The following is a 17,263-nucleotide window of genomic DNA, read 5'->3' on the forward strand; positions in this document are numbered from 1 at the left end:
GGGGGCGGTCAGCCGAGCGGCGCCCACCAGCGCAGGCAGGTGCCGCCGCCGGGCCGCGGGGAGACCGTGAGCCCGCCCCCGCGCCGGTGCGCGCGCTCGGCCAGGTCGCGCAGCCCGCTGCGTGCCGCCCGCGGGTCGATGCCACGGCCGTCGTCGGCGACCTCGAGCACCACCTCGGCGGTGACGTCGAGGGTGACGGTGACGTGCCGTCCTCCGGCGTGGCGGACGCAGTTGCTCACCGCCTCGCGGGCGACCGCCTCGACGTCGGCGGCCAGCGAGCCGGTGACCAGGTCGTCGACGACCCCGGACACGCGCACGGTGGACGACAGCGGGCCCGCCGTCGCCGTGACGACGTCCAGCAGCCGTCGGCGCAGGCCCCCGGCGTCGCGGCCGTGCAGGTCGAAGATCGTCATCCGCAGGTCGTGCACCGTCCCGTCGAGCTGCTCGACGACCTCGACGATCCGGCGGCGGGCCGCCGGGTCGGCCACCCGCGGCAGCACCGACTGCAGGGACAGGCACGCGGCGTAGACCTGCTGCACGACGTGGTCGTGCAGGTCCCGGGCGATGCGGTCGCGGTCGGCGGCGACGGCGAGCTCCGCCTCGGACGGCGCGCCGGACGACGCGGCCGGACCGGTCCCGGGCGCGGTGCTGAGCAGTGCGTCGAGCAGGTCGGCGACCCGCTCCTGGCTGCGGTGGACGTCGGCCAGGCGCTCGCGCACCTCGTCGAGCACGACGCCGCCGTCGCTGCCCGGGGCCGGCACGGTCCGGGATCCGGTCACGGCCGCCTCCTCTCGGTCAGCCCTGCTGTCCCCAGCCTGGCACCGGACCCCGCGGCCGGGAACCCACCGTCGGCGCGCCGTGCGGCCGGCCGCGGCGGAGGCGGAGGTCCCGGTCGACCCGGGTCCTCGGTCGGTGTCCCGTGCCCGCGGCCGCGAGCACCCTCGGGGAGGTCCGCCGGCGACCCGGGACGGCCGGTCGCGGTCCCCGCACGGCGGGGGAGGAGGGCTCCCGTGACCGAGACCCGGACGCCCCACCCGGTGCGGGTGGACGGGGTGCTCGACGCCCCGCTGTCCCGCTGGCTGTGGCTGGTCAAGTGGCTGCTGCTCGTCCCGCACGTCGTCGTGCTCGTGGCCCTGTGGATCGCCTGGGTCGCGTGCACCGTCGCCGCGTTCTTCGCCGTGCTGGTGACCGGGCGGTACCCGCGGCCGCTGTTCGACTTCTCCGTCGGGGTGCTGCGCTGGACCTGGCGGGTGCAGTACTACGGCTACAGCGCGCTGGGCACCGACCGGTACCCGCCGTTCACCCTCGACGAGGTCCCGGGCTACCCGGCCGCCTTCTCCGTCGCCTACCCCGAGCGGATGTCACGGGGCCTGGTGCTGGTCAAGTGGCTGCTCGCCCTGCCGCACTACCTGGTGGTCGCGCTGTTCATCGGCGGTGGCGTCTGGGTGGGGACCGCCGGCTGGGGGGCCGACGACGTCTGGGACGACGGCTGGGCCTTCGGTGGGCTGGTGCCCCTGCTCGTCGTCGTGGCGGGGGTGGTGCTGCTGTTCACCGGCCGCTATCCCGCGCCGGTGCACGACATCGTGCTGGGGATGGACCGCTGGGTGCTGCGCGTGGCGGCCTACACCGGCCTGCTCACCGACACGTACCCGCCGTTCCGGCTGGACCTCGGCGGCGCCGACCCCGGCTCGGGACCCGCGGTGGCCGCCCCGGCGGCGGCCCCGGCGGGCGCGGTGCTCACCGGGAGCCTGGCGGGGCCGGCCGGCGCGCCGCAGGGCGCGTACCCGGTGCGGGGCCGGTGGACGGCCGGGCGGGTGGCCGCCGTCGTCCTCGGCGCGCTGCTGCTGGCCGCCTCCACCGGACCGCTCGCGGCCGGCGGTGCGCTGCTGTGGGCCGACACGACCCAGCGCGAGGACGGCCTGCTGTGGTCGGCCGACGCCGACGTCACCAGCGACCGGTACGCGGTCACCACCGGCGACCTCGCCCTCGGCGGCGAGGGGCTGGACTGGGTCGTCGACGACCTGCTGGGCACCGTCCGCCTCCGGGCGACCCCGGCCGACCCGGACGACGAGTTGTTCGTCGGCGTCGGCCGCACCGCCGACGTGGCCCGCTACCTCGACGGCGTCGGGCACTCCGTGCTGGACGAGATCGGCGGCGACGGCGTCCCCTCCGACACGGTGACCACCCGCGACGTCCCCGGGTCGGGTCCTGCCGCTGCGCCCGGCGACGCCGGGATCTGGGTGACGTCCGCAGCCGGCGCCGGCACCCACGACCTGGACTGGCGGCCGGCCGACGGCGACTGGACGCTGGTCCTGATGCGCGCCGACGGCGCGGCCGGCGTCGCCGCGGAGGTCGCGGTCGCGGCCCCCGTCCCGGGGCTGACGTGGATCGCGGTCGGGCTGCTGCTCGCCGGGGTGCTGCTGGCCGCCGGGGGCACCGCGCTGGTGGTCCTCGGCGTCCACCGCGCCGGCACCGCGAGCCCACCGCCGGGCGGGGTGCCCGCCGCCGGACCGCCGCCGGCCCCCGTGCTGACGGGCGGCCCGCAGCGGAGGTGAGGACGTCGTGCGGTGCCCGGGCGGGGCGGGCGCCGCACGGGGTCCCGGCAAGTCCCGGGGTGAGAACGGGCACACCGGGGATGAGCCGGCGCCGCGCCCGCCTTGAGGTCCTGCGTGGACAACGTCTGGGGGCTCACGCGGCGCCGTGAGCTGGACTTCGGCCGGGTGACGACCGCCGGCTGACGACGCGACGCCGTCCTCCGTCGCTCCTGAAGTCCTCTCCGAAAGGCACCACCTCCGTGCTCGTCCGTCTCCGCCGCGTCCCGTTCGCGGCGCAGGTCCTCCTCGCCCTCGTCGTGGGCGTCGCGCTCGGCCTCGTGGCCCGCGACCTCGGTCCCGTCGCCGACGGCACACCCAACTGGCTCACCAGCACCCTGCAGACCATCGGCGGCACCTTCGTCACGCTGCTCAAGGTGCTGGTCCCGCCGCTGATCGTCACCGCGGTGATCGTCAGCATCGCCAACCTCAAGCAGGTCTCCAACGCCGCGCGGCTGGCCGGCCAGACGCTCCTCTGGTTCGCGATCACCGCGCTGATCGCGGTCTCCATCGGCATCGGCCTGGGCCTGCTCACCCAGCCCGGCCGCAACAGCAGCGTCGACGCCGCCGCCCAGGCCGTCCCCGAGTCCACCGGCTCGTGGTGGGACTTCCTCACCGGCCTCGTCCCGCAGAACATCCTGGGCCTGCAGGGCTCGCCGGACGGCTCGCTGTCGTTCAACGTCCTGCAGCTCATCGTGCTGTCGGTCGCGATCGGCGTCGCCGTGCTCAAGGTCGGCGAGCCGGCCGAGCCGTTCCTCGGGCTGGTCCGCTCGGCCCTGGCGATCGTGCAGAAGGTGCTCTGGTGGGTCATCCTGCTGGCGCCGCTCGGCACGGTCGGACTGATCGGCAACGCCGTGGCCACCTACGGGTGGGACTCCCTGGGCTCGCTCGGCGTCTTCGCCGGCTCGGTGTACCTCGGCCTGGCGCTGGTGCTCTTCGTCGTCTACCCGGTGCTCCTGCGCCTGCACGGCCTCTCGCCGCTGCGGTGGTTCGCCGGTGCCTGGCCGGCCATCCAGCTGGCCTTCGTGTCCCGGTCCTCGATCGGCACGCTCCCGGTGACCGAGCGGGTCACCGAGCAGAGCCTCGGCGTCCCGCGGTCCTACGCCTCCTTCGCCGTCCCGCTCGGGGCGACGACGAAGATGGACGGCTGCGCGGCCATCTACCCGGCGCTCGCGGCGATCTTCGTGGCGCAGTTCTTCGACGTGCCGCTGTCGGTCACCGACTACCTGCTCATCGCGCTGGTCTCCGTGGTCGGCTCGGCCGCCACCGCCGGCGTCACCGGCGCGGTGGTCATGCTGACGCTCACGCTGTCCACGCTCGGCCTGCCGCTGGCCGGTGTCGGCCTGCTGCTGGCGATCGACCCGATCCTCGACATGGGCCGCACCGCGGTGAACGTGGCCGGCCAGGCGCTGGTCCCCACGATCGTCGCCAAGCGCGAGGGCATCCTCGACCTCGAGCGGTTCCGCACGGGCCGCGCGTCCGCCCCGGTCGCCGCCGAGACCGGCGGGGTCGACGCCGACCTGCGGGAGCCTGCGGCCGTCTGAGTCCCCCATCCCGACCTCGGGCCGGCGACCTCCCCCGCGGAGGTGGCCGGCCCGATGTCGGTTGCGCGCCGGACCGGGGGCCGGGAACGTGGCGCCCGGCGACGGCGGAGGGGGACCGGTGCGCGATCTCGTCTACTACATCGGGGTCTCGATCGACGGGGTCATCGCCGGCCCCGACGACCAGGTGGACTTCTACGTCCTGGGCGAGCCGTTCACGGAGTGGATGGCGGCCGAGTACGCCGACGCGCTGCCCACCCACGTGCGCCGGGCCATGGGGATCGACGAGACGCCCAACCGGCGCTTCGACACGATCGTGATGGGACGGCGGACCTACGACCCGGCCCTGGACGCCGGCATCGTGAGCCCCTACGCCCACCTCCGGCAGGTCGTGGTGTCGCGGACGCTGGCGCCGCCCACCCCGGAGGTGACCGTCGTCCGCGACGACCCGCTCGCGGCGGTCCGCGCCCTCAAGGCGGAGCCGGGCCTCGACGTCTACCTCGCCGGCGGCGGGCAGCTGGCCGGTCAGCTGCTCGGCGAGATCGACCGGCTGGTGGTCAAGCAGTACCCCGTCGTCGCCGGAGCCGGCCGCCCGGCCTTCGGCGCGCACTTCGCGCCCACCGGCTTCGTCCTGGACGACGTGCGGACCTTCCCGGGCGGCCCCGCCGTCCTCACCTACTCGCGGCAGCGCTGACGGGACCGGTGAGGGCGGGTCCGCGGGCGCCGGCCGACGTCGCCTGGGCGGCGGGACTGGCCGTGCTGCTCGCGGCGTGGAACGACCTCGGGGTGCCGCGGCTGCCCCCGCGGGCGTACGTGCCGGTCAACGCCGCCGCCACCGCCGCGCTGCTGGCGGCCGCCCGCGCCCGCGGTACCTCGTGGGACGAGCTGGGGCTCGATCCGCGGCGGCTGCGCTCCGGCGCGCGCTGGGGCGGGACCTGCGCCGCGGTGGTCGGCGCCGGCTACGCGGGAGCCCTCGCCGTCCCCGTGCTCCGGCCGCTGCTCTCCGACGCGCGGGTCACCGGGCTGGACGCCCGCGGGCTGGCGGCCCGGGTGCTCGTGCGCATACCGCTCGGCACGGTGCTCTGGGAGGAGGTCGCCTTCCGCGGCGTCCTGCCCCCGGCGCTGCGCCGGGTGCTGCGCGGGCGGCGGGCGGACGCCGTCGCCGCGGTGCTGTTCGGGCTCTGGCACGTGGCGCCGACGCTGCAGGGGCTGGCGGTCAACGGCCTCGCCGCGGCACCGGCGCGCCGGGTCGGGGCGGTCGCCGCGGCGTGCCTGGCCACCGCCGGCGTCGACGTCCTGTTCGCCTGGCTCCGCCGGCGCAGCGGCAGCCTGCTGGCGCCGGCGCTGCTGCACCTGGCCGCCAACGACCTCGGCGCCCTCGCCGCCGCGGCCGCCGGCCGCCGTGGACCCGGGCGACGGGTCGTGGCCGCGGTGTGGTTGTCTGACGAGCAAGGGCACCCTAAGTTCGGTTAGGCAAGCCTCATCTCGTCTCGGTCGGGTGTCTCCGTGCACCGCGTGGACGCGTGCACGGTCCGGTCAGCCGCCCCGCGCCCGGGCCCCGCCGACCGGGGAGGACGACCGCGCTGGTCCTCAGCGCGGCCAGGACCGGAAGGACACCATGCGTTCGGCAACACGTCTGGCGGCGCTCTCGACCGCCGCCCTCCTCGTCGGCGGCCTCGCCGCCTGCTCCGAGTCGTCGGCCTCGGCCGGGGACGAGGCGGGGGCCTCCGGCGACTCCGCGCCCGTCACGATCGAGCACGCCTTCGGCACGACGACCATCGAGTCGACGCCGGAGCGGGTCGCCACGGTGAACTGGGCCAACCACGAGGTGCCGCTGGCCCTCGGCGTCGTCCCGGTGGGCATGGCCGCCGCCAACTTCGGCGACGACGACGGCAACGGCCTGCTGCCGTGGGTGGAGGAGCGGCTCGAGGAGCTCGGCGCCGAGGCGCCGGTGCTGTTCGACGAGACCGACGGCATCGACTTCGAGGCCGTCGCGGACACCGACCCCGACGTCATCCTCGCCGGCTACTCGGGGCTGACCCAGGAGGACTACGACACGCTCCGCGAGATCGCCCCGGTCGTGGCCTACCCGGAGGCGCCGTGGGCGACGCCGTGGCGGGAGACGATCGAGGTCAACGCCGCGGGCATGGGGATGGCCGAGGAGGGCGAGGCGCTCGTGGCCGACATCGAGCAGGAGATCGCCGACACCGTCGCCGAGCACCCGCAGCTCGAGGGCAGGTCGACGATGTTCCTGACCCACGTGGACACGACCGACCTGAGCGAGGTCAGCTTCTACACGCCGTTCGACACCCGCAGCGCCTTCTTCGAGGACCTCGGCCTCTCGACGCCCGAGAGCGTGGCGAGCGTCTCCACCGACAGCGAGCAGTTCTCCGGGACGGTGAGCGCCGAGCGGATCGACGTGTTCGACGACGTCGACGTGATCGTGACCTACGGCGACCAGGCGCTGGTCGACGCCCTGAACGCCGACCCGCTGCTCTCGCAGATCCCCGCGGTGCAGAACGGGGCGATCGTCCTGCTGCCCGACACGCCCCTCGGCACCGCCGCGAACCCCACCCCGCTGGCCATCTCCTGGGTGCTCGAGGACTACGTCTCGATGCTCGCCGAGGCGGCTGACGAGGCGCAGTGACCGCGCTCCGACCCGCTCCGGTCCCGGGTGCCGCCGTCGCGCGGCGCCCGGGGCCGGTCCGGCTGCTGTGGCTGCTCGCCGTCGTCGGGCTCCTCGTCATCCTCGCCGCCGCCTCCGTCGCGGTGGGGTCGCGGGGAGTCGGCTGGGGCGACGTCCTGGCCGCGCTCGGCGGGTCGTCGGACAACCTCGGGCAGGCGGCGGTCACCAAGCGCATCCCGCGCACGGTCCTCGCCGTCCTCGTCGGGGCGGCCCTCGGGCTCTCCGGCGCGGTCATGCAGGGCGTGACCCGCAACCCGCTGGCCGACCCGGGCGTGCTCGGGATCAACAGCGGCGCGTCGCTGGCCGTCGTCGCCGGGCTGGCCTGGTTCGGGCTGTTCTCGGCCACCAGCATCATCTGGACGGCGATCGTCGGGGCCGCCGTCGCCGCGGTGTTCGTCTACGCCGTCGGCGCGCTGGGGCGCGGCGGTGCGACCCCGCTCAAGCTGGCGCTGGCCGGGGCCGCGACCGCCGCGGCGCTGACCTCGTTCATCACCGCCATCGCCCTGCCGCGCGGTGACCTCTCCGCGAGCATCCAGTCCTGGGAGGTCGGCGGGGTCGGCGGTGCCACCGCGGCGACCATCACCCCGGTCCTGCCCTTCCTCGCGGTCGGGCTCGTCGTCAGCCTGCTGTCGGCGCGCAGCCTCGACTCCCTCGCCCTGGGCGACGACCTGGCGGCCGGCCTCGGCGAGCGCGTCGCCCTGGCCCGCGGCCTCGCGGCGGCCGGCTCGGTGCTGCTGTGCGGAGCCGCCACCGCGGTGGCCGGGCCGATCGGCTTCGTCGGGCTGGTCGTCCCGCACCTGTGCCGGCTGCTGGTGGGCGTGGACCACCGCTGGCTGCTGCCGTTCACCGCCCTGACGGGGGCGTGCCTGCTGGTCGGCGCCGACGTGCTCGGCCGGATCGTGGCCCGCCCGAGCGAGATCGACGTCGGCATCGTCACCGCGCTGGTCGGCGCCCCGTTCTTCATCGCCCTCGTGCGGCGGCAGCGGATGCGTGAGCTGTGACCGCCGTTCCCGTCGCGACGCCGTCGGCCGTCGACGCCCTGGCCCGTGGCCGGCTCCGCCGCGCCGCGCGCCGGCGGGTGGTCGTCGCCGTGCTCGCCGTCCTCGTCGTCGCGGCCTTCTGCGTCACCCTGATGGTCGGGCGCACGTTCCACCCGCCCGGCGACGTGCTACGCGTCGTCCTCGGCCAGGACGTGCCCGGGGCCGGCTTCACCGTGGGGCGGCTGCGGCTGCCGCGGGCGGTGCTCGCGGTCGTGGCGGGACTGGGCTTCGGCCTGGCCGGCGTCACGTTCCAGACGATGCTCCGCAACCCGCTCGCCAGCCCCGACGTGATCGGCATCAGCGCCGGCGCGAGCGCCGCGGCGGTGATCGCGATCGTGTTCCTCGGCCTGTCGGGCACCGCGGTCTCGGTCACCTCGATCGTCGCCGCGCTCGGCGTGGCGCTGCTGGTCTACACGCTGGCCTTCCGGGGCGGGGTGGCGGGCACCCGGCTCATCCTCATCGGCATCGGCGTGGCCGCGATGTCCCGGAGCGTCGTCTCCTACGTCCTGTCGAAGGCCGGGACCTGGGACTTCGCCGAGGCGCTGCGCTGGCTGACCGGCAGCCTCAACGGCACGACCTGGGAGGCGACGCTGCCGGCGCTGGTGGCCCTCCTCGTGTTCGGGCCCGTGCTGCTCGCGCAGACCCGCGACCTGGCCGCGCTGCAGCTGGGCGACGACACCGCCTCCGCCCTGGGGACGCGCGTCGAGCGCACCCGGCTCGTGGCGATCGTGGCGGCGGTGGGGCTGATCGCCTTCGTCACGGCCGCGTGCGGCCCGATCGCGTTCGTGTCGTTCCTCGCCGGGCCCATCGCCGCCCGGGTCGTCGGGCCGAACGGCTCGCTGCTCGTCCCGGCGGCACTCGTCGGGGCGCTGCTCGTGCTCGTGGCCGACCTCGTCGGGCAGTTCGCCCTCGACACCCGCTTCCCGGTCGGCGTGGTGACCGGCGTGCTGGGCGCGCCGTACCTGGTCTACCTGATCGTCCGCACCAACCGGGCCGGAGGCTCGCTGTGACCACCACCCACTCCCTCGCCGCCGAGGAGCTCGTGCTCGGGTACGGCGAGCGCACCGTCATCGAGGACCTCGACCTGGTCCTGCCGGCGGGCCGGATGACGGCGATCGTCGGCGCCAACGCCTGCGGCAAGTCGACCCTGCTGCGGTCGATGTCCCGCCTGCTCACCCCCCGCGCCGGCCGGGTCCTCCTCGACGGCAGGGCGGTGCACCACCTGCCGGCCAAGGAGCTCGCCCGCACCCTCGGGCTGCTCCCGCAGTCGCCACTGGCCCCCGAGGGCATCACCGTGGCCGACCTCGTGGGCCGCGGCCGCCATCCGCACCAGCGCGTCTTCTCCCGCTGGAGCCGGGAGGACGACGTCGCGGTGGCCAGCGCACTCGAGGCCACGCAGACCACCGACCTCGCCGAGCGCCCCGTGGACGAGCTGTCCGGCGGCCAGCGCCAGCGGGTGTGGATCGCCATGGCCCTCGCCCAGCAGACCGACCTGCTGCTGCTGGACGAGCCGACCACGTTCCTCGACGTCGCGCACCAGGTGGAGGTGCTCGACCTGCTCACCGACCTCAACCGCACCCGCGGCACGACGATCGTCATGGTCCTGCACGACCTGAACCTCGCCGCCCGCTACGCCGACCACCTGGTGGCACTCGCCGCCGGCCGGGTGCACGCCGCGGGCGACCCGGCCGCGGTCCTCACCGAGGAGAACGTGCGGGCCGTGTTCGGGCTGGAGAGCCGGGTCATCGTCGACCCGACGTCGGGACGGCCCCTGATGCTGCCCCTGGGCCGGCACAACGTGACCGCACCCGCCGCGGCGCCGCCGGCCGGCTGACCGTCCGCCCCACCGCCCCGCGGGTCGCCCGGGCGCTCCGGTCGTGCGCTCACGTGCCGGTGTCGCCCAGCCACTGCGCCAGCCGGCCGCTGCGGTGGACGGCGAGGATGCGGCGCTCGGTGGAGTGGCGCTGGTCGGGACGGGTGAAGACCAGCAGGACGTCCCCGGTGCGCAGCCGGGTGTGGGGTGCGACCGCCGCGGTGGTCCCGTCGCGGGCGAGCAGCCCCGGGGTCGCGCCGTCGGGGAGGCGGAGCTCGTTCACGTAGACGCCGTGCAGCCGCGAGCCGGGCAGGACCCGGACCTGCAGGAGGTCGGTGCCCAGCTCGTGGAGTGAGGAGGTGCCGACGTCGAGGTCGAGCGGGACGCCGTCGAGCCGCCCGGCCGGCTCCGGGGCGCCGGCCACGAGCCGGGCGGGGATCCCGCGGGCCAGGCGGGACGAGGAGTACACCGCGATGGGCCCGAGGACGGCGAGGACGAGGACGTAGCCGGCGGTGAAGGGGCCGAGCCGGGAGTCCAGCCCGGCGGCCAGCGCCAGCGAGGCGAGGACGAGGGAGAACTCGCCGCGGGTGAGGACGGTCAGGCCGATGTTGGCCGCGCCCAGGCGCCCGAGGCCGTGCAGGCGGGCGGCGACGACGCCGGCGGCGACCGCGAGCACGACGGTCGTCCCCGTGGCGATCGCGATCTGCGGCAGCACGGCGAGGACGTCGCCGACGTCGATGGTGAGGCCGAAGTGGAAGAAGAAGATGGCGCCGAAGCCGTCCCGCAGCGGATGGGTCAGCTGCCGGAGCCGGGGCGCGGTGGGGGTGGAGGCCAGGATCAGGCCGATCATGAACGCGCCGATCGCGTCGGAGACGCCCAGGTGCTCCCCGGCGCCGGCCGTGGTGATCGCCAGGCCCAGGGCCAGGACGACGACGATCTCCTCGTCCTTCGTCCGCATCAGGGCGCTGACCCACCGGGTCCCGTGCCGCGCCACCACGGACAGCACCAGCAGGAACACGAGGGCGACGCCCACGCCGAGGACGGCCTCGAGCACGCCGGAGGCGCCGCCCAGCACCGGCTGCAGCAGGGCCAGGTAGAAGGCGAGGAAGAGATCCTCGATGACGATGATCCCGAGGATGACGCGGGTCTCGGGGTTGCCCAGCCGGCGTGTCTCCACCAGCAGCTTGGTCACGATGGCCGACGAGGAGATGCCGACGATCCCGGCGATCACGAAGGCCTCGGACGTCCCCCAGCCCACGGCGAGGCCCAGCGCGAGCCCGCCGCCGATGTTCAGGCACAGGTAGACCGTGGCCGCGACGGCCAGCCGCCGCCCGCCGGAGGTGAGCTGGGCGAGGGAGAACTCCAGACCCAGGTAGAAGAGGAGGAACACCAGGCCGAGACGGGCGACGAGCTCGAGGTCCGTGGGGTCGCCCACCAGGACGAACCCCGGTGTGTGCGGCCCCAGCAGCACCCCGGCCAGCATGAACAACGGGATCGTGGGCAGCCCGATGGGCACGCCGGCCCGGGCGAGCAGGCCACAGACGAGGAAGGCGCCGCCGAGGACGAGCAGGGCCTCGGCGACGTGGTGCATCCGGCCCTCCTCCGACGTCCCCGTCGTGGACGTTGCTGCGCCCGCCGATCCGGCCGCGCCCGATCGTCGCGGGCCCGGTGGCCTCCGTGGAATCCGTGGCAGCACCCATCTCGGCGTCCGCCGCCGCCCCGTGATGGGTGCTGGGCCCCATCTTGTGGGCGGGTCCTTGGCCGGGAGGGCCACCGTGCCCGAGGCTCGACAGCGTCGACGACGGGCAGCGGCCGGTGGGGTGCGGGATGGACCAGGGGTCACGGCTGGGAGCCGGCCGCGGCCTGCCCCTGTTCTGGCGGGTGTGCCTGGTCAACGGCGCGGTCCTCGCGGTCGGTACCGCCGTCCTGGCGGCCTCCCCGGCCACCGTGTCCACGCCCGTGCTCGCCCGCGAGGCGCTCGTCCTGGCCGTCGGTCTGACCGTGATCCTGGTCGCGAACGGGCTGGTGCTCCGCGCGGTGCTGGGGCCGCTCGACCGGTTGCGGCACCTGATGGAGGACGTCGACCTGCTCCGCCCCGGCCAGCGCCTCCCCGAGCACGGCGGCGGACCGACCTCCGACCTGATCGGCAGCTTCAACGCGATGCTCGACCGTCTCGAGACCGAGCGCGCCGCGTCCAGCGGACAGGCGCTGGCCGCCCAGGAGGCCGAGCGCCGCCGGGTCGCGCAGGAACTGCACGACGAGGTCGGGCAGAGCCTGACCGCGGTCCTCCTGGGCCTGCGCCAGGTGGCGGACCGGGCACCGGAGGACCTCGCGCAGGAGGTGCTGCTCGTGCAGGAGACCGCGCGGGCCAGTCTCGACGAGGTGCGGCAGGTGGTCCGGCGACTGCGGCCCGGGGTGCTCGACGACCTGGGCCTGGTCAGCGCCCTCACGTCGCTGGTGACCGAGCACGCCCGGCTCACCGGCGCCGGCGTGTGCCGCCGGCTGTCTCCGGACCTCCCGCCGCTCGGGCCGGACGCCGAGCTGGTCGTCTACCGGGTGGCGCAGGAGGCGCTGACGAACGTCGCGCGGCACGCCGGCGCCGGCCGCGTCTGCGTCGACCTGGCGGCCACCTTCGCCGGCGACGCGGTGCGGCTCCGGGTCGTCGACGACGGCCGCGGTCTCGGGGACGGCCACGAGGGGGCGGGGATCCGCGGGATGCGCGAACGGGCCATGCTCGTCGGCGCCACGCTCACCGTCGGCCCCCACCAGGACGGCGGGACCGCGCTGCAGCTGCTGGTGCCGGCGTCCAGGACCGGGGACGACCGGTGAGCCGGCCCGCGACCACCCGGATCCTGCTGGCCGACGACCACGCCCTCGTCCGCCGCGGCGTCCGGCTCATCCTGGACCGGGAGCCGAACCTGACCGTCGTCGCCGAGGCCGGTGACGGGGCCGAGGCGCTGGCGCTGGCCCGCGTCCACACCGTCGACCTCGCCGTCCTCGACGTCGCGATGCCCCGCCTGACCGGCCTGCAGGCGGCACGCGAGCTGTCCCGGCGCTCCCCGGGCACCCGCATCCTCCTGCTGTCGATGTACGACAACGACCAGTACTTCTTCGAGGCCCTCCGGGCCGGTGCCTCCGGGTACGTGCTCAAGTCCGTCGCCGACCGCGACCTCGTCGAGGCCTGCCGCGCGGTGATGCGCGGGGAGCCGTTCCTCTATCCCGATGCGCTGACCGCGCTGATGCGCGAGTACCTCCAGCGCGCGGCCCGGGGCGACCGCCTGCCCGGCAGCATCCTGTCGACCCGCGAGGAGGAGGTGGTCAAGCTGATCGCGGAGGGCCGGACCTCGCAGGACATCGCGGACCTCCTCGTGATCAGCGTCAAGACCGTCGAGCGGCACCGGGCCAACGTGCTGGCCAAGCTGGAGATGCGGGACCGCACGCAGCTCACCCGGTACGCGATCCGCGCGGGCCTGATCGAGCCGTGACAGACGTCAACCGGTGGTTGACGCCGTCGTGCCGTCAACCTACGGTTGACGGCATGACCGAACCCGCGCCGCTCACCTCCGCCGTCCGTCTGGACGATCTGATCGACACGATCAAGAAGGCGCACGCCGACCCGCTGCAGCAGCTGACCGACGCCGTGCTCGTCGCCGACCACATCGGCGAGGTCGCGGACTCCCTGATCGGGCACTTCGTCGACCAGGCGCGGCGCACCGGTGCGTCCTGGACCGAGATCGGCGCCAGCATGGGCGTGACCAAGCAGGCCGCCCAGAAGCGCTTCGTGCAGCGCGCGGGCGACGAGACCGCGACGCTGGACCCGAGCGCCGGCTTCGGACGGTTCACCGTGCGCGCCCGCAACGTCGTGGTCGCCGCGCAGGCCGCGGCCAAGGCGCACGGGAACGACCGCATCACGACCGGGCACCTGGTGCTCGGCCTGCTGGCGGAGCCCGAGGCGCTCGCCGGCACGGCGATCACCGGCCAGGGCCTGGACCTCGAGCGGGTGCGCGAGGTCGCCACGCGGACGCTGCCCTCGGCGGTCGCCGAGGTGCCGGAGATGGTGCCCTTCGACGACACCGCCAAGTCCGTGCTGGAGGGCACCTTCCGCGCGGCGCTGCGGCTGGGGCACAACTACATCGGCACCGAGCACGTCCTGCTCGCGCTCCTCGACGCCGAGGACGGCACCGGCGTGCTCGCCGGGCTGGGCATGGACCGCTCGCGCGCGCAGTCCGACGTCCTGGCCGCGCTGGCGGCGATCCCGAAGGGCGCCGGACCCCGGCAGTAGGCGGTCCGCCGCGCGGGTGGTGGCGGACGCGCTCAGGCCCGTCTCGTCGTCGTGGCGCGGTTGTGCTCCAGGGCGACGTCGAGCCAGGACGACAGGCCGTCGCCGGCGATCGACGCGGCCGACACCGTGATCCAGCCCGGGCCCATGGTGCGGCCGGCTCCCATCTCGGCCTGCGTGGCGCCGGGCCGCCGGAGGAGCTCGTCGTGTCGTGCGGCGTCGACACGGACCAGGAGGTCGCCGTCCTTGAGGACGCTGACGACCATCTTGTCGTCCACCATGAACGCCCGGCCGCCGAACACGGACACCTCGCGGGTCGACGGCTCGTCGGCGAGCAGCGCTCGGAGACGCTCGATCAGGTCGGCTCGCGGGGTCATCGACTCGTCCCGGTCGTGCGGCGGTGGGCGGTGGCCGGCGCGGGTACGCGAAGGGCCGGTGACCTGTTCGTACAGGTCACCGGCCCCGTCCGCATCAGATGCCGTGATCCTGCAGGGCAGAGGCGTACCCGGGTCCCTGTCCGCTGGCCGGAGCGGCCATCGGCCGTCTCGCGGGCTGAGGACCGAGTGCGGACGACGTCCACGACGGCGTCCGGCTCGCCGTGCCCGGTGCGGGCACCGGATGGGCGACGGGCTGTGTCCGTGGAGGCGGCTCGAGGGGCTCCTCCCGGCCGGCTGGGCTTGCGTCCTCGGCAGCGTCGCCGGCAGTGGTCGTCGCCACGGGCATCGGCCCCGCGATCAGCGCTGTCTGTGCGGCCGTCTCAACGCGTTCAGGACCGTCTCGGTCACGAGTCGTTCGACCTCTCGTGCGGCGAGTTGTCCGAGCCGGACGCCGTCGGCACCGCCGACGAGCAACCACGTGACCATGATGACGACCCACTGGGCATCGACGTCGACGCGGAACACGCCATCCTCCTGACCGCGGCGGACCAGTGCGCGCAGCTGTTCGTCGCTGTCGCGCACCAGGGTGAGGAGCTCCTCCTCCACCAGAGCGTCCAGGGGTTGGGACGTCAGCAGCCCGAAGCGGACTCCGAGGGGGGCCAGCGCGGTGATGAGCCGACGCAGGGCGTCATCCGGCGGACCTTCCTCGAGCCGGGCAGCGTCCGTGGCGGCGACGTAGGCCTCGGCGGCCGCGCGCGCCACCGCTGACACCAGCACCTGCCGATTCGGATAGCGCCGGAACAGGGTGGCCCGGCTGATGCCCGCAGCTGTGGCGATCTCCTCCATGGACGCGGCCGGCGCTGCCGACAGGACCTCGGCCGCGCGAGACAGGAGCGGTTCCTCAGGCACCTCGACACTCTAACGGTCTGAGACATAACAGTCTCAGATGAGATATCATCGTCTCATGCCACTGCGGTTCAGGCCATGACCTCGACCCTGCTGGCCGGCATCGCCGGGTTGGCGGCACTCGACTCGTTGAACCCGGCCACGATCGCCGGCGTCGCCCTGATCCTGCTGGCACCCCTGCAGCGCCGGCTCGCCACCGCGCTGGCCTATGTGGCCGGGGCGTACCTGACCGTCCTCGCCATCGGGGTCGCCGTGTACGCCGGCGCGGACCTGGCCGCCGACCTGGTCACCGACGGGCTGGTGTGGGTGCGCCGAGGCGCATTCGGACTGGCCGCGCTGCTCCTGCTGGTCGCAGCCGTCCGTCGGCTGCGCCCGCAGCAGCGGTCAGCAGTGGTCCTGCCTCGCTGGTTCGGTCCGTGGACCGCTGCCCCCGTCGGGGTGCTCGTCACGGCGGCCGACCTGCCCAACGCCTTCCCCTACGTGATCGCCATCGAGCGCCTGGTCACCGCCGACGTGCCTCTGGCAACCGGCCTGTGGGTACTGGCCGGCTACGCCGTCGTGTACTGCCTGCCCTGCCTGGTGCTGCTCGCCGCCGGCACGCTGCACGGCGAGCGGGTGCGCCGCCGACTCCACCGGGTCTACGACCGCATCGGCCAGGCGCGCACCGTGCCCGGCAGCATGCCCGCCGCCCTGGGCCTGGTGCTGCTCGGAGCCGCCGTGGCCACCATCGCAGCACAGGTGTGAACGCTGCCCTTGGTCAGCCCTTCCGACGAGAGGAGGCCTGGGGATGGTGGTCCCGGAAGCTCCGGGAGCCCACAGGAACACGGCTCGGTGTGTCCCCGAGTGGGCCGCTGAGAGACAGCGGTGACGGCACAGTCGGTATCGCAGTGACCGGCTGGGCGAGGGACAGCGCCGCTTCGACCCACCGCGCCGTCCTCGTCGCGAGCGACGGGCGATGGTGGCCTGGCGAGCAGTTCGCGTGGCGATCGTGCGACGACGGGTGGGGCGGGCGTCAGCGACCTGGCGCCGGCAGCACGACTACGGGCTGAGCAGGCACGTGCTCCCGGTGCGGCCACAACGGGTGCGGCTCACCCGGTGATCTCGAAGGTGGTCACGACTTCGAACCCCAGTGAGTAGTCGATGAACAACTGTCCCTCGGGGACGTCGAAGGCGACCTCGCCGCGAACGATGCGACCTGGCAGGACGGTGCCGCTGCCGAGGGCCTCCTCGAGGACGCTGTAGTCGTAGTCCTGCACGTTCCCGTCGGGCGTCGACACTGTCCAGTCATAGACGTTGTACGGGATCTCGCCGGTGGTACTGGCGATCGTGACGTCGATGACCAGCCAGGAGCCATGCGTCGGAACGGCATCGGAGTAGCTCGATTCCGGCTGAGGGACACGCCGGACCCCATTGAGCGTGACGCTGCCCGCGGCCGCTGAGCCGCTGATGGTGCCGGAGAAGTCGACCACCGCGCCCACCCCGTTCGTGGGTGGCGGCGGAGGCGGCGTGGACGTGGTCGGGCTGGGCCGTGCGGAACTGCGGGTAGCCGGCGAGGGCGACGGGGTGTCCTCCGCGGAGGACGTGGTGGCCGCAGTCGATCGTTCCGGAGGGGCTGCGGTAGCCGCCTCCCCGGCGCTGGTGGCTCGACCGACCGCGATCCCCGCCACGAACAGGACCAGAGCCATGACGACCGCGGCCCACAGCAGGGGCTGCCTGTGGAACGGCCTGCTCGACGGCCCGGTCGGCACGGGTTGCCACTGTGGCGAGTAGGGCGGTCCCGTCGGAGGCAGGGCGGGCGAGGGGGGCGGGGTCGCCTGCCACTGCGGGGGCGGAGGCGAGCCCGCCGTGCCCGCCTGTGCGCCCCAGAGCTCTCGATCGCGAGGTGACGGCTGAGGCTGAGGTGGATCGTGCAGCGCGCTCATCATGCTCCCCGTCCCGGTGGAGAGCAGGAACTACACCGTTCCGTTCTCGAGCAGGGGGACCACGGATCGCCCGGCGGGCGTCGATCCCCCTGGCGGCAGCAGCACACG

At 74.8% G+C, this 17,263-nt stretch carries 17 protein-coding genes; 12 read left to right on the forward strand and 5 right to left on the reverse strand.

Going from position 1 to position 17,263, the window contains the following annotated elements:
* Nucleotides 1-8: 8 nt before the first annotated feature.
* Complete coding sequence (locus tag HLV61_RS07955; RefSeq protein ID WP_369254064.1) at nt 9-779, reverse strand: sensor histidine kinase; 771 nt, start codon at nt 777-779, stop codon at nt 9-11.
* 231 nt (nt 780-1,010) lie between these two features.
* Here HLV61_RS07955 and HLV61_RS07960 point away from each other — a divergent pair, with 231 nt between their 5' ends.
* The 8 genes from HLV61_RS07960 (at nt 1,011) to HLV61_RS07995 (ending at nt 9,692) form a co-directional block, all read left to right on the forward strand.
* Complete coding sequence (locus HLV61_RS07960; protein ID WP_369254066.1) at nt 1,011-2,555, forward strand: DUF4389 domain-containing protein; 1,545 nt, start codon at nt 1,011-1,013, stop codon at nt 2,553-2,555.
* Nucleotides 2,556-2,794: 239 nt separating this feature from the next.
* On the forward strand, nt 2,795-4,135 hold the full coding sequence (locus HLV61_RS07965) for a dicarboxylate/amino acid:cation symporter (protein WP_369254068.1): 1,341 nt from the start codon (nt 2,795-2,797) through the stop codon (nt 4,133-4,135).
* A 118-nt stretch (nt 4,136-4,253) separates the two neighbouring features.
* The gene (locus HLV61_RS07970; protein WP_369254071.1) at nt 4,254-4,826 is read left to right on the forward strand and encodes a dihydrofolate reductase family protein; all 573 of its coding nucleotides are present in this window, start codon (nt 4,254-4,256) and stop codon (nt 4,824-4,826) included.
* An 8-nt stretch (nt 4,827-4,834) separates the two neighbouring features.
* On the forward strand, nt 4,835-5,605 hold the full coding sequence (locus HLV61_RS07975; protein WP_369254073.1) for a CPBP family intramembrane glutamic endopeptidase: 771 nt from the start codon (nt 4,835-4,837) through the stop codon (nt 5,603-5,605).
* Between the two features lie 145 nt (nt 5,606-5,750).
* Nucleotides 5,751-6,779, forward strand: a complete 1,029-nt coding sequence (locus HLV61_RS07980; RefSeq protein ID WP_369254075.1) for an iron-siderophore ABC transporter substrate-binding protein — start codon at nt 5,751-5,753, stop codon at nt 6,777-6,779.
* Nucleotides 6,776-7,819, forward strand: coding sequence for a FecCD family ABC transporter permease (locus HLV61_RS07985; RefSeq protein WP_369254077.1), 1,044 nt, complete (start codon nt 6,776-6,778; stop codon nt 7,817-7,819). Before HLV61_RS07980 ends, HLV61_RS07985 begins: the two co-directional genes overlap by 4 nt.
* Entirely contained in the window at nt 7,816-8,868 is a 1,053-nt protein-coding gene (locus tag HLV61_RS07990) for a FecCD family ABC transporter permease (RefSeq protein WP_369254079.1), read from the forward strand. The genes HLV61_RS07985 and HLV61_RS07990 overlap by 4 nt, the downstream gene beginning before the upstream one ends.
* Nucleotides 8,865-9,692 (forward strand): ABC transporter ATP-binding protein, encoded by an 828-nt coding sequence (locus HLV61_RS07995; protein WP_369254081.1) that lies wholly within the window; start codon nt 8,865-8,867, stop codon nt 9,690-9,692. Before HLV61_RS07990 ends, HLV61_RS07995 begins: the two co-directional genes overlap by 4 nt.
* 49 nt (nt 9,693-9,741) lie before the next feature.
* Here the strand turns inward: HLV61_RS07995 and HLV61_RS08000 are convergent, their stop codons facing one another.
* Entirely contained in the window at nt 9,742-11,262 is a 1,521-nt protein-coding gene (locus HLV61_RS08000; RefSeq protein WP_369254083.1) for a cation:proton antiporter domain-containing protein, read from the reverse strand.
* Nucleotides 11,263-11,498: 236 nt separating this feature from the next.
* Here HLV61_RS08000 and HLV61_RS08005 point away from each other — a divergent pair, with 236 nt between their 5' ends.
* From HLV61_RS08005 to HLV61_RS08015, 3 genes are read left to right on the forward strand one after another with little or no spacing between them, the layout of a single operon-like run.
* Complete coding sequence (locus tag HLV61_RS08005) at nt 11,499-12,500, forward strand: sensor histidine kinase (protein ID WP_369254085.1); 1,002 nt, start codon at nt 11,499-11,501, stop codon at nt 12,498-12,500.
* Complete coding sequence (locus tag HLV61_RS08010; RefSeq protein ID WP_369254087.1) at nt 12,497-13,156, forward strand: response regulator; 660 nt, start codon at nt 12,497-12,499, stop codon at nt 13,154-13,156. Before HLV61_RS08005 ends, HLV61_RS08010 begins: the two co-directional genes overlap by 4 nt.
* Before the next feature lie 53 nt (nt 13,157-13,209).
* Nucleotides 13,210-13,953: a Clp protease N-terminal domain-containing protein gene (locus tag HLV61_RS08015; RefSeq protein WP_369254089.1), complete on the forward strand. Its 744-nt coding sequence runs from the start codon at nt 13,210-13,212 to the stop codon at nt 13,951-13,953.
* Nucleotides 13,954-13,985: 32 nt separating this feature from the next.
* Here the strand turns inward: HLV61_RS08015 and HLV61_RS08020 are convergent, their stop codons facing one another.
* Together HLV61_RS08020 and HLV61_RS08025 are read right to left on the reverse strand one after the other, a co-directional pair.
* Nucleotides 13,986-14,327, reverse strand: a complete 342-nt coding sequence (locus HLV61_RS08020) for a TfoX/Sxy family protein (RefSeq protein WP_369254091.1) — start codon at nt 14,325-14,327, stop codon at nt 13,986-13,988.
* 357 nt (nt 14,328-14,684) lie between these two features.
* Nucleotides 14,685-15,236, reverse strand: coding sequence for a TetR/AcrR family transcriptional regulator (locus HLV61_RS08025; protein ID WP_369254093.1), 552 nt, complete (start codon nt 15,234-15,236; stop codon nt 14,685-14,687).
* 75 nt (nt 15,237-15,311) lie between these two features.
* Here HLV61_RS08025 and HLV61_RS08030 point away from each other — a divergent pair, with 75 nt between their 5' ends.
* Complete coding sequence (locus tag HLV61_RS08030) at nt 15,312-15,977, forward strand: GAP family protein (protein WP_369254095.1); 666 nt, start codon at nt 15,312-15,314, stop codon at nt 15,975-15,977.
* A 344-nt stretch (nt 15,978-16,321) separates the two neighbouring features.
* Here the strand turns inward: HLV61_RS08030 and HLV61_RS08035 are convergent, their stop codons facing one another.
* Nucleotides 16,322-16,702: a DUF4352 domain-containing protein gene (locus tag HLV61_RS08035; protein ID WP_369254097.1), complete on the reverse strand. Its 381-nt coding sequence runs from the start codon at nt 16,700-16,702 to the stop codon at nt 16,322-16,324.
* Nucleotides 16,703-17,263 lie beyond the last annotated feature (561 nt).

Origin of the sequence: Geodermatophilus amargosae, from assembly GCF_041028265.1 — a bacterium.
GTDB classification, from domain to species: domain Bacteria; phylum Actinomycetota; class Actinomycetes; order Mycobacteriales; family Geodermatophilaceae; genus Geodermatophilus; species Geodermatophilus amargosae_A.